General features: G+C 61.6%; 9 protein-coding genes. 7 read left to right on the plus strand and 2 right to left on the minus strand.

Annotated elements, in window-relative coordinates; all coding sequences use genetic code 11:
• Window positions 1-107 precede the first annotated feature (107 nt).
• The 6 genes from CYJ17_RS05585 to truB all read left to right on the plus strand — a co-directional run bounded on the left by CYJ17_RS05585 (window position 108) and on the right by truB (window position 7,017).
• Window positions 108-659: a ribosome maturation factor RimP gene (locus CYJ17_RS05585; RefSeq protein ID WP_087070982.1), complete on the plus strand. Its 552-nt coding sequence runs from the start codon at window positions 108-110 to the stop codon at window positions 657-659.
• A 14-nt stretch (window positions 660-673) separates the two neighbouring features.
• Window positions 674-1,771 carry a transcription termination factor NusA gene (nusA, locus tag CYJ17_RS05590; RefSeq protein WP_234984559.1) on the plus strand — a complete coding sequence of 366 codons (1,098 nt, stop codon included), beginning with the start codon at window positions 674-676 and terminating at the stop codon, window positions 1,769-1,771.
• 70 nt (window positions 1,772-1,841) lie between these two features.
• Window positions 1,842-2,078, plus strand: coding sequence for a YlxR family protein (locus CYJ17_RS09630; RefSeq protein WP_350309896.1), 237 nt, complete (start codon window positions 1,842-1,844; stop codon window positions 2,076-2,078).
• A 127-nt stretch (window positions 2,079-2,205) separates the two neighbouring features.
• The gene (gene infB / locus CYJ17_RS05595) at window positions 2,206-5,280 is read left to right on the plus strand and encodes a translation initiation factor IF-2 (RefSeq protein WP_101595116.1); all 3,075 of its coding nucleotides are present in this window, start codon (window positions 2,206-2,208) and stop codon (window positions 5,278-5,280) included.
• A gap of 89 nt (window positions 5,281-5,369) precedes the next feature.
• Complete coding sequence (gene rbfA / locus CYJ17_RS05600) at window positions 5,370-5,918, plus strand: 30S ribosome-binding factor RbfA (RefSeq protein WP_087070977.1); 549 nt, start codon at window positions 5,370-5,372, stop codon at window positions 5,916-5,918.
• Entirely contained in the window at window positions 5,887-7,017 is a 1,131-nt protein-coding gene (truB, locus tag CYJ17_RS05605) for a tRNA pseudouridine(55) synthase TruB (RefSeq protein ID WP_087070976.1), read from the plus strand. The genes rbfA and truB overlap by 32 nt, the downstream gene beginning before the upstream one ends.
• Window positions 7,018-7,115: 98 nt before the next feature.
• Here truB and CYJ17_RS05610 read toward each other — a convergent pair whose 3' ends face one another.
• Entirely contained in the window at window positions 7,116-8,015 is a 900-nt protein-coding gene (locus CYJ17_RS05610) for a DUF4862 family protein (RefSeq protein ID WP_087070975.1), read from the minus strand.
• Window positions 8,016-9,497 (minus strand): MFS transporter, encoded by a 1,482-nt coding sequence (locus CYJ17_RS05615; RefSeq protein WP_087070974.1) that lies wholly within the window; start codon window positions 9,495-9,497, stop codon window positions 8,016-8,018.
• A 291-nt stretch (window positions 9,498-9,788) separates the two neighbouring features.
• Here CYJ17_RS05615 and CYJ17_RS05620 point away from each other — a divergent pair, with 291 nt between their 5' ends.
• A complete protein-coding gene (locus CYJ17_RS05620; RefSeq protein ID WP_087070973.1) occupies window positions 9,789-12,212 on the plus strand; it encodes a sialidase family protein in 2,424 nt (807 codons plus the stop codon).
• Window positions 12,213-12,237 lie beyond the last annotated feature (25 nt).

Consider the following 12,237-nt stretch of genomic DNA (forward strand, 5'->3'; position numbering starts at 1 on the left):
GGCGGGTGATAGCTGCACCGTCGGCGAGCGCGGTCATCCCTGCACCGTGAGCACCGTCTGGCACGCCCGTGTACCACGGTGCGGCGCGGAAACTGTAGGATTAGCCCATGAGTCATTCCAAGAGTTCGCGTCCTCCCGCGCGGCGGGACCGCCGCTCTACCGGGCCCCGTAAATCCAGTCAGGCACAGCGGACCGGTGAAATCATCGCCGCGATTGAACCTCTTGTCTCGCAATGCGGACTCTACCTGGAAGGCGTGACGGTGGGCCGTGCCGGCGGGCGCGCCGTCGTTCAGGTCACGGTCGATCTTCCCAGCGGCCCCGGCGGTGTTGGCTCGGATCAGCTCACCGACGTTTCGCGTCTTATTTCCGCGCGTTTGGACGATGTCGACCTCGTCCAGGGTGCCTATAACCTTGAAGTGTCCACCCCCGGTGCCACCCGCCCGCTCGTGGAGCCGCGCCACTTTTCTCGCGCCGTGGGGCGCCTGCTGCGTCTGACGCCCTCCGGTGAGGATGAGATCGTGACCAGGCTGCGCGCTGTTGAAGGAGATACCCTCGTTCTCGCATCAGATAACGGGGGAGCGGAACGGCGCTTACCCATTGGCCGGGTGGAACGGGCCCGCGTTGATATTGAATTCCATCGCGACGGCGAGGAAGAGTAGGAGAAATCGTGGATATTCAAATTCACATGAACGAGCTGCGGGCCCTGGAAAGTGAACTTGGTCTGAGCTCCGATGTACTCGTCGAAGCAATTGAAGATGCCTTGCTGCACGCATACGCACGGGTACCCGGTGCGATTCGCGGGGCCCGGGTCGATATGGATCGGCGCACCGGCAAAATTGTGGTGTGGGCCCCGGAAATTGACGAAGAAGGCAACGTCGTCGGTGAATTCGATGACACGCCGCACGATTTTGGGCGCATTGCAACGGCGACGGCGAAATCCGTGATCGCCCAGCGCCTCAAAGAAGCCGAAGCGAATCGCGTGCTCGGCTCCTTCAAAAATAAGCAGGGTGACATTATTTCCGGCGTGGTGCAAGGCCGGGCCGGGCGCGATAGCTTCTCCCGCGATCTCCTTGTGGAAGTCGGGGATCACGAAGCTATTTTGCGTGCGGAAGAACAGGTTCCCACCGAGCACCTCAACCGCGGGGATCGCATCCGCGCCCTTGTTTTAGATGTGGTAGTCACCAGCCGCGGTGCCTCCATTCGGCTTTCGCGTACCCATCCGGATTTTGTGCGCCGTCTCTTCGAACTCGAAGTGCCTGAAATTGCTAGCGGCACCGTGGAACTCGTGGCGCTCGCGCGCGAAGCGGGGCACCGCTCCAAGCTCGCCGTATACGCCGAGGATCCGGAGGTTAATGCCAAGGGCGCGTGTATCGGCCATAACGGTCAGCGCGTGCGCGCGGTCACCACGGAGCTGGGCGGGGAGAAAATTGACATCGTTGATTACAACGATGACCCGGCGGTATTTATCGCCGCGTCGCTGTCCCCCGCGAAGGTAAGCCGGGTGGATATCCTCTCCGCGGAGAAGCGCCAGGCTCGCGCCATTGTTCCCGATGGGCAGGCGTCCCTCGCTATCGGTAAAGAAGCACAGAATGTGCGCCTGGCTGCCAAGCTCACCGGGTGGTCCATCGATATTCGTAAAGAATCCGATGTACAAGAAGCCTCCGGTGGCGACGTCGCAGACGGCGCCGCTCCCGCCATCCCCGCCGTTGAAGCAAGCGCCGCTGAACACGGGGAAGATCACGCGCCGCATCCGCATGATGACGTGCGTTAGTAGCATCTTGCCGCTAAAATAGATAGGGTGTGACTTTCGAGGCGGTGGGATGATGGCGAAAAATCCGCGCATGTGCGTGGGCTGCCGTCAGCGTGCCGCCCGGGAGGAACTGGTGCGCTTAGCGCTCACCGATGCGGGAGTCGTTGTGGATAAGGAACGGCGGCTGCCCGGCCGGGGAGCGTGGGTGCATCCCCGCCCTGACTGTCTAGCCAGGGGAATGCGGACGGGACAACTTGCGCATGCCTTTCGCTGCGCCGTCGTTCTTCCTCCGCATGCCGTAACAGAAGTAATCAGTTCGCTCGCGTGAGCGGAGCGAAAACCCGAGACCAAGAAAGCGGGTTGGAAGCTGATGGGCACCCGATGAGTACCCAACGATGAACAACCGGATTTAACGGGTCCGCGCGCACTTTTGCCGGGCCCAACGAAGGAGAACTGTGGCAAAAGTCCGCGTCCATGAACTCGCCAAGGAACTGGGGGTGACCAGCAAAAAGCTGCTGGCCACACTCAAGGAGAATGGCGAATTCGTCAAATCTGCCTCGTCCACCATTGAGGCACCTGTTGTGCGTAAAGCACGTGAATACTTTGAAGCGCACCCCGAATTGGTTGAATCCAAGGGGAGCGGCAAGCCGGCACCACGCAAGCCGGTTCGTAAGCATCCTGTGGCCCCCGATGCGGTGGATATGCCCGCCGGTTCGGCCTCGATTGTCGATGTGACGGCGCAGGCGAAGGCCGCCACGAAATCCGATGCCGCCGGTACCGCTGGCGCCGGTGCACCCAAACCCGGCCCGAAGCCGGCCCCGGCCAAGCAGCATGTGGATAGCGCCGCGGCGCCCACCCCTGCCGCGGTGGCAGGCGGCGCCGCTGCCGGAACGGCCACCGGCACCGCTACCGGCACCGCTGCACCCAAACCCGGTGCCGCAGCTGGTGCGCACGGCGGGGCAGCCCCGAAGCCCGGCAAGCCCGGCTCGCAGCAAGCCACGCCGAAACCGGCTCCCAAGCCCGGCGCTCCCGTACCCTCCGGCAAGTCCGGGGAAGCGGCTTCCGCCCAGGGCTCCGCTGCTTCGCACGGCGGCGCTAAGCCCCAGGAAACGGGGCACGCCGGCCGTTCCAATATTCCTACTCCGCGCGGCGCGGTGAAATCCGCCAAGGCCGCGCGTGCCGAAGCCGATCAGCGCACCCCGCGCCCCGGTAATAACCCCTACGCCACTTCGCAGGGTATGCCCCGCCCGGGTGGTGGGCGCGGCCCGCGGCCCGGCAATAATCCGTATGCTACTTCGCAGGGCATGCCCCGTCCCGGTGGCGGGCGCAAGAATGCGGGTACTCCCCGCCCCGGTGCGCACCAAGGTGCGCATCAGAACAACCACGGCGGTGGGCAGCGCTCCGGTGGCGGGCGCGGGCACGGTGGTTCGCGTCCCTCGCCGGCGATGATGCCCAACCAGATGGCCGGTGCTCCGTCCTCCGGGCGGGGCGGTCGCGGCGGTGGCCGCGGGCGTGGCCCTGCTGGTGGCGGTCAGAATCGTGGCGGGCAAGGCCGGCCCACGGGCGGTTTCACCCGCAGCGGCGGGCGTTCACGCGGCGGCTCCACCGCCGGTGCTTTCGGGCGCCGCGGAGGCGGCGGAGGCCGCAAATCCAAGCGGACCCGGCGTGAAGAATACGAAGCACAGTCCTCGCCGATGCTTTCCGGTGTCCAGGTTCCTCGCGGGGATGGCTCCACCGTGGTGCGCCTGCGCCAGGGTGCTTCGCTGGCGGACTTCGCCGAACGTATCGGTGCGTCCTCGGCGGCCCTCATTACCGTGCTCTTCCGCATGGGTGAAATGGCCACGATGAACCAGTCGCTGGACGAAGATACCTTCAAGCTGCTGGGCGCTGAACTCGGCTACGAGGTGGAAGTTCTCTCCGCCGAAGATGAGGATCGTGAAATCCTGGAGAGCTTCGATATTAACCTCGAAGAAGAAGAGCTCCTGGAAGACGAAGAGAACCTCAAGCCGCGTCCCCCGGTTGTTACCGTTATGGGCCACGTGGACCACGGTAAAACCAAGCTTCTCGATGCGTTCCGCCATTCGCGGGTGGAAGGTACCGAATCGGGCGGTATTACTCAGGCCATCGGTGCTTTCCAGACCGATATCGAATACGAAGGGGAAACCCGGGCGATCACGTTCATCGATACCCCCGGTCACGAAGCCTTCACCCAGATGCGTGCCCGCGGTGCGGATATTACCGACATTGCGATCCTCGTGGTCGCCGCGGACGACGGCGTGATGCCCCAGACGGTGGAAGCTATCAACCACGCGCAATCCGCGGGTGTGAAGATCATCGTTGCGGTCAATAAGATCGACGTGGAAGGCGCCAACCCGCAGAAGGTGCGCAGCCAGCTGACCGAATACGGCCTCATCGCCGAAGAATACGGCGGGGACACCATGTTCCTCGACGTGTCGGCTAAGCAGCGTATCGGCATCGACGATCTGCTCGAAGCCATCCTCTACGTGGCGGATGCCGAGCTAGAACTCAAGGCCAATCCGGATCGCACCGCGCGCGGTGTTGCCATCGAAGCGAAACTCGATCAGGGCCGCGGCTCGGTGATTACCGCCCTGGTGCAAACCGGTACGCTGCGGATCTCCGATCCCATCGTGGTGGGTATTGCTCACGGGCGCGTGCGCGCCATGTTCGATGCCAGCGGCAACCCGGTCAAGGAAGCCGGCCCCTCCATGCCGGTCCAGGTGCTCGGTTTGGACGCGGTGCCCTCCGCCGGGGATGCTTTCCTCGTGGCGGACGACGAACGCACCGCACGCCAGATTGCCGAACAGCGCGAATCGGCCCAGCGGGCGGCTTCCCTGGCGCGGCGTCGTAAGCGTGTGTCGCTGGAGAACCTTGGGGATGTCCTCAAGGAAGGCAGCGTCGAAACGCTCAACCTTATTATCAAGGGCGATTCTTCCGGCGCCGTGGAAGCGCTGGAATCCTCGCTCCTCGATATTGAGGTCGACGACGAAGTGGCGCTGCAGATCATCCACCGTGGCGTGGGTGCCATCACCCAGAACGACGTCAATCTCGCAACCGTTGATAACGCCGTCATTATCGGCTTCAACGTGCGCCCCGCCGAACGCGTGGCCGATATGGCCGAACGCGAAGGCGTGGAGATGAAGTTCTACTCGGTCATCTACCAGGCCATCGAGGAAGTGGAAGCGGCCCTCAAGGGCATGCTCAAGCCCGTTCTCGAGGAAGTTCAGCTGGGCAGCGCCGAAGTGCGCCAGCTCTTCCGCTCGGGCAAGGCCGGCACCATTGCTGGCTCCATTGTCCGCACCGGTGCGATCAAGCGCGGGGCGAAGGCCCGGTTGGTACGCGACGGCGTCGTGGTGCAACCCGAGCTCGAAATTGTCTCGCTGCGCCGCGAAAAGGACGATGTTACCGAAGTGCGCGAAGGCTACGAATGCGGCATTACGCTCGGCTACCGCGATATTCACGAAGGCGACATTATTGAAACCTTCGAGATGCAGGAGAAGGCCCGCAGCTAGGGGACTGTCCTGAGGAACGTTGCGGCCCGCCGGCTCGCCACTGGCGCTGGCGGGCCGCAGCATATCCACCAGCAATAAAGGAGATGAAGATGGCTAATCCCCGTGCGGAACGGGTAGCGAAACGTATCCAGCAGATCGTGGCGCAAACCATTAACACCCGTATGAAAGACCCGCGGCTGAATATGGTGACCATCACCGATACCCGCGTGACCGGCGACCTCCAGCACGCCACCGTATTCTTCACCGCCATCGGGCATGAGCACCAGGTGAAGGACGCCGCCCGCGGGCTGGAGGCGGCCAAGGGCGCGCTGCGCTCGGAAGTGGGGCGCCAGCTCGGCTTGCGGCTTACCCCGACCCTGGAATTCGTGGCCGACGAACTACCCGAAGGAGCCCGCACCTTTGAGGATGTATTGGCCGCGGCCCTGCACCGTGACGCCGAACTGGCGCGCAATGCGGAGGGGAAGGAATACGCGGGGGAAGCTGATCCCTACCGCAAGCCCCGTGAGGTAACGGAGGACGACGGCGCCGCACCGTCCGGTACCGGTGCGCCCTCGGGCCCCGTCGCACCGTCGAGTATCGCGGCACCGTTAGCGCCTGAGGCATCCCATGAAACCGATGCGCCAGAATCCCTGGCCTGATCTGCCCCGCGCGCAGCATCCGGCGCCAAGCGGCGTCCTAGTTATTGATAAACCAGCCGGGGTGACCTCGCACGACGTGGTTGCCGCGCTGCGCCGTCTATGCGGCATCCGCAAAGTGGGGCACGCCGGTACTCTCGACCCGATGGCCACCGGGGTGCTCGTGGTGGGAATCGGCGCGGGTACTCGACTCCTCACCTACCTGAGCGGGGCCGATAAAGATTACCGGGCCACGTTCACGCTCGGCATCGGCTCCGATACCGAGGATTGCACCGGTACCGTCACATCCGCCCCAGGTTTTTCCGGTACGACGGCGCAGCTCGACGCTGCCCTTGCCTCCCTTCAGGGTGATATTTCGCAGGTGCCCTCCGCGTATTCGGCCAAGAAGATCGCCGGGCAGCGTGCCTACGACCTGGCCCGGGCCGGGCAGGACGTGGTGCTCGAAGCGGTGCCAATCCATATTGCCCGCCTGGAACGGAGCGGGGAGCTCCGCTGGCGCCAGTCGCAGGTCAGCGGTACGGCGGCGCTGGACGGTCCGGCTCTGACAGATAGTCCGGCGCAATTCGATGGGGCGGCGCCGGTAGAGGCTCAAGCGGGAGCTGTGCCGGTTGCGGATGTTGATGTGGAGGTGAGCTGCTCCTCGGGTACGTACGTGCGCGCCCTTGCCCGCGATACCGGGATAGCGTTGGGAAGCGCAGCCCTTATGAGCGCGCTGCGGCGTACCCGCGTGGGTGGCTTCCGGCAAGACGAGGCGGTGAGCGTAGCGGAACTGGCGCAACTGGTGCGGGGCGGGGCGCAGCCCTCCGTTATCCCACTGGCGCAGGTAGCGGCTCGCGCACTCCCGACGGTGCAGATCGAGGCAGCCGAAGCCGAATCCGTGCGCCACGGCCAGTTCCTTGAGGCACGGGGGAGAGCAGTGGCCCCCGCCGTAGGAATGGCGCAATCGCGTACTGTAGGTGCGGGAACGGTATCGGGACAAGCACCCGGTGCGGAAAGCGAAGCTGGCACCGTCGCCCTGCTGCACGGCGATGAGCTTGTTGCGGTGGCACGCCGGCACGGGGATTCCTTCCGGCCGGCCACCGTATTCCCGCCCGGCGCATAAATACATAGCTACGTAGACACATAGGTGCATAAAAATCCCCGCGCCGGCACCTCTGTGGTGACGGCGCGGGGTGATGCACGCGTAGCGATAATGTGCGGTTAGTTCGCTACCGCGGCACGGTGGATATGTTCGAGCATGGCCACGCGCTCGGGCAAGGAAGCATTGGCCGGTACGCAGATCTTGGCACCCAGATACTGCGCCCCGCCCTCGCGAGCGGCATTGGCGCAGCGGGTGATTTCCTCCGCCGTCATAATCGACGTCGGCTCATCGGCGTGGGAGGGGAGATGCCCATCAATCCAAGAGTAGCCGTACTGGGTTTCTGCCGGGCCCGCCCCGGAGAACATGAGGCCGGCGAGCACGCCCGCCTGTGCACATGCCTCGATATGCGCGAAAGCAGTATCCGCGCTGCGTTCCTCGAGTGCGGAGCGGCCCCAGTTAATGTGGATACCCAGGCCCAGCTCCTGGCAGATGGCGATTTCTTCCTCGAGAGCAAGGAAGCCCTTTTCCGGAGCTTGACCTTCGATATAGCGGTCACAATGCTCAATCACAGGAACTGCCCCGGACCAATCCCACTCCGATAGCTCGGCAAGGGAGGCGCGGAAAGCTGCGCCGTCGGCCTGCTTGGTGGGGGCCGAATGGAGCTGCACCTTCGTGATGACGGGGCGGCCACTGAGCTGGGCGAGGGAAGCAACGGCGTCGCGGATCTCGCGCGTGAAGGCGAGAGCGGCCGTGCGGCCCTCCTCGTCGGGGGAGGCCAGTCCGAAAGCCGGGTTTTTGCCGACGTTCTGCATGGTGCCGGGAATCGCGGTAATTGTGTTAAGCGTCCAGTGCGGGGCGATGACGCCCGCTATGGCCTTGGGGTCACCGGCGAGGACTCCGGGGAAAGGAATTTCGATTCCGGAGATCCATTCCTGCTCTGCCAGCAGGCGATAGTAGTCAGGTTGCAACGCTGGTTCGGGGAGCGATGCATAAGCCCCAACAACGAAGGGGAGTGTCATTTATTTTCCTTCCAAAATAATTTCGTCGTCGCCGTCCTCGGGACGAACGGCATCGGCATTAACCAATTCTTGCAGGCGGCGCGGAATATTGGCGCCGATAGAGATCATGACGATGGCGGCAAAACCGACGGAAAGAATAGCGAGTGCCATACCGAGGGACACCTTGGCCGCAACCGCGGCGCCGAGAACCGGGCCAACCGCACCGCCCAGAGCACCGACGTTGTAGCTGAAACCAAGGCCGGCAGCGCGCTTGTCCACCGGGAAGTAGCTGGATACCCACTTGGGGAGCAGACCGGAAATGCCCTGTCCGAACATCTGCTGGAAGAAGAGCAAGGCAGCGACCAGCACCACGTATTCGCCGCCCTGCATGAAGAGTGGGAAGACAATTGCTTGGGAAAGTAGCAGCGAAATAACGTACCAGCGGCGCATTCCGAAGCGGTCACCGGCGAAGCCTGCGATAATGTACCCGCACGCATTACCGAGCCCGGCGAAGGACACCACATTCGCAACCAGCTTCTGATCCATACCCACACCCTGGAGGTAGGTCGGCAGCAGCCCCTGAATCGGCCAGGTGTACATGAAGGAGGCGAAAATCGTCACCATAATGGCGATGCCAATAACCCAGCGGTTCGGGTCGAACTGGATAATGAAGTAAATGAAAATAACCGCGCAGATGAGCCCCAGCGCGGTGATGACGACGCCGCCGGACACGCTTTGGGTGAAGATAAGAAGCAGCGCAACGGAGGCAATAATCACCGCGGCGTAATTGATGAACTTGAGCTTGCCACCAAAAAGAACGGAAAGCATATCGTTCTTTTCAACGTGCCCTTTGTTCTTCGCTTCTTCCCAGTCGTTCGCTTCGGGGAGGGTTTTGCGCATGTAAATCGCGATGGCGATGGGCACCACGCCGGTGAGGAAGAGGGCGCGCCAGCCCCAGCCGGGATGGATGGAATCAACCCAGGTGACGAAGTATTTATCGACCTGAGCTGCCGCAATAACCCCGAACGCGTAGCCGGACAGGAGGAAACCGGAAGCCTTATTGCGCATATGGCGCGGCCAGGATTCGATGACGTAGGCGGCGGATGCGGAATATTCACCGGCCATGGCAAAGCCGATGATGAGGCGCAAAACGAAGAGAATCCAGAAATTCGGGGCGAGCGCGCACGCAATGGATCCGAAGGCAAACATGAAGATGGAGAGGATCATTGCGGGCTTGCGGCCGTACCGGTCACCAATGGCGCCCAACACCAGACCACCGAGCCACCGACTAATAAAGGCGGCAGAAATGAGCGAAGCGCTTTGGACCAGGGAAAGGTCAAATGTTTCTTTGATAGCGGGAAGAGCGAAGGCGATGAGCACGAAATCGTAGCCATCCAGAAGTACGCCTAGCCAAGCGGCGAAAAAAGCTTTCCAATCTTCACGCGAAAGATACTGGTACCAGCGCTTTGGTCGGGATGTTGTTGGGGAATGCGGCTCACTCATATCGGTGCCCTTCCTGAGTATTTCATCATTGAAAATAGTTGTTGAACTTCGGTTGTCTGACAACGGGAATAAACTACGCTCATGCCTTGAGCTGCGCAAGCGATGGTTAAGGAATTACCCAGTGCCGTCCTTGTGCAAAGTGAAATGACATTGCTAACCTGTCAGACAATTGGTGAATCAGTCACAGCGTCCCCGCGTTTGCGTTCTCTTTGCCAAGGGGAAAATAAATACGATAAACCCGCGATATTGCGGGATTCCCGCCATGATGTGGTGGAGGGAGAAGGAGACCTTATGGGTCATATACGAGAAAAAATTCAGAGCCTTGGCGTTGCCGGTGCCCTCGTGGTCGCGGGTGGGCTTGCCGTCGTGGTTCCGGATGCCTTGGCCGATACTGAGGGGGTAGTTTCTGGCGCTATTATTGATATTGACAATCGTTATGAACAAGCCGAGGGTGATCCCGGCCAGGACCTTGGCGCACATATTGGAAAAGTGAAAAATCTCACTGAGGGTGCGGTGGCGGTAACGTTCTCCACAACCCAGGATTCCGGTTCGGCGGCCCTCCTCAGTGCATCGAATTCCACGGAAGATTCCACGAATCTCACCCTCGCCCTGCGGCACGGCCATCTCTACTGGGAAGTCCGCAATGAGCCTGAATCCGGGAAAGGGTGGTTGGCCAAAGCCGATGCTGAAGATGCCGGCCCGGTCAATGATGGGCGCGAGCACACGGCAGTTGTGAATGTGACGGGGGAGAATACCGCCCTCTACCTGGACGGACAGCAGGTCTTCTCCACCACCTCAACGAGTTTCTTCGATGATGTGGACGGCCTGGATTCGCTGCGCCTCGGGGCTAACTATGACTCCCACGGGAAACAGTGGGGATTCGCGGGAACGGTGAGCCGGCTGCGGGTCTTCGGTACGCCCGTCACGCCCTCTGATGTGGCGCAACTTTCCCCCGCCCCTGAACCGATCCTGACGGTGGCCGATTCCCGCGCGGAGGTGCCGGAAGCGGTGCGAACCGCCGCACGTAAAGGAAAAATCACCTACCTTTACGATATTGACCCGCAGGCAAGCGCAAGCGCGGCCCTGCGCCGTGGTGAGACCTCCGTTCAGGAACTTTCGGTGCGCGAGGATGATCTCAGCCTGGCCCAGGGAGGGGAGCGAATCTCGATTCCGGGTACGTGGACCCAGTCTGCGCAGACAAGTGTCGCCGTCGTCGTTGATGGTGACGCAAGTAAGGTTTACGCCAACGGAACACTCATCGGACGTAAGAATCTTCCTGCGCATTCGTTAAATACGATCAACAACGTGGTGCTGGAACATGCCCGCCTGCGCGTCTTTGACGGTGCCCTCAACGATGCTGAAGTCAAGACTCTGAGCGGGTATAGCAACCCCGGGGAATTCGCCCTTTTCGATAGCGGGTATGAGGATGCGGCAAGCTACCGGATCCCCGCGTTATTGCGCACACGCCAGGGAACTTTGCTCGCCACAGCTGATCAACGCGTACCCAATGCTTATGACAGCCCGAATGATATTAACCTCGTGCTGCGCCGCTCAACGGATAACGGGAAAACCTGGTCGCCACTGCGCACGCTGGTGAATCTTCCTGGAAGCGGGAAGCAAGCGGCCTCGGTTATCGATTCCTCGATGGTACAGAACGAAAAAACCGGAAGGATCACGCTGCTTGTTGATCTTTATCCGGGCGGGGTGGGCCAACCGAATAATCATGTGGGAACCGGAATGAACCCGGATGGTTCCCTCGCGTTGAGCAGCGCCACCGGTACCACTTTTGCCCTCAAAGACGGCGTTGTTACGGATACGCAGGGCGGGCACACCGATTATGCGGTGACGGAGGACGGCACCGTTACCCTCAAGGGCGAACGCGTCAATAATGTGTACGATCCGCTGTCGCAGAAGGTCCCCAACGGTTTATACATGCAGCCCACCGCGTACCTGGTGGAAATGCACTCGGATGATGACGGCGACACCTGGAGCGCACCGCGGCACCTCAACAACCAGGTCAAAGAAGACTGGATGAAATTCATTGGCACCAGCCCCGGGTCGGCTATGCAGATCCACGGCGGGGAACACGATGGTCGCTTAGTTGTTCCGATTTACTATTCGAACGCGGTAGCAACGGTGTATTCTAGTGCGGTTGTTTATTCTGACGACGACGGCGCCACCTGGCAGCGCTCCACTTCCCCGAATGATGTGCGGGTCTTCAACGGCGGGGCGATCAACTCCCAGACGGTGCGGCAGGGGAGGGCCTCCCTCCATGAATCCGCCGTGGTGCAAACCGGTGAGAACGAACTGACCATGTATATGCGAAATTCCAATCCGGGCGGGCGTATCGCGGTGGCGCGTTCCACGGACGGCGGGGCAACATGGAGCGCTCCCGAATTTGATAAGAACACCCCCGATATTTTCAGCTTGCCAGCAGCGAAGAACCTGTCCGGGCATACAAACGAGGTGCTCTTCGCTAATGCCTCGGCTCGCTTGCCCTTCCGTGGCCAAGGCGTGCTGCGCTACTCCAATGATGGTGGCCGGACCTGGAAGAATTCGCGAACTTTCCAGGCGGGGCGGTACGTCTACCAGGCCATGGTGGAGCTGCCCAACGGGAATATTGGGCTGCTGTGGGAACGTGAATGGCAGGGTCTTTACTACACGGAAGTTCCGCGAGCGTGGCTGCTCGATTACCCCGCCCAACTCATCAAATAACGCCATATAACGCAATAAAAAATAA

The sequence above is a fragment of the Actinotignum timonense genome, from assembly GCF_002860685.3.
Classification (GTDB): domain Bacteria; phylum Actinomycetota; class Actinomycetes; order Actinomycetales; family Actinomycetaceae; genus Actinotignum; species Actinotignum timonense.

Coding starts and splice junctions, on each gene's coding strand:
- CYJ17_RS09630 (WP_350309896.1), top strand. CDS start 1,842: ATGTGCGTGGGCTGCCGTCAGCGTGCCGCCCGGGAGGAACTGGTGCGC.
- CYJ17_RS05585 (WP_087070982.1), top strand. CDS start 108: ATGAGTCATTCCAAGAGTTCGCGTCCTCCCGCGCGGCGGGACCGCCGC.
- CYJ17_RS05620 (WP_087070973.1), top strand. CDS start 9,789: ATGGGTCATATACGAGAAAAAATTCAGAGCCTTGGCGTTGCCGGTGCC.
- truB (WP_087070976.1), top strand. CDS start 5,887: ATGAAACCGATGCGCCAGAATCCCTGGCCTGATCTGCCCCGCGCGCAG.
- CYJ17_RS05610 (WP_087070975.1), bottom strand. CDS start 8,015: ATGACACTCCCCTTCGTTGTTGGGGCTTATGCATCGCTCCCCGAACCA.
- CYJ17_RS05615 (WP_087070974.1), bottom strand. CDS start 9,497: ATGAGTGAGCCGCATTCCCCAACAACATCCCGACCAAAGCGCTGGTAC.
- rbfA (WP_087070977.1), top strand. CDS start 5,370: ATGGCTAATCCCCGTGCGGAACGGGTAGCGAAACGTATCCAGCAGATC.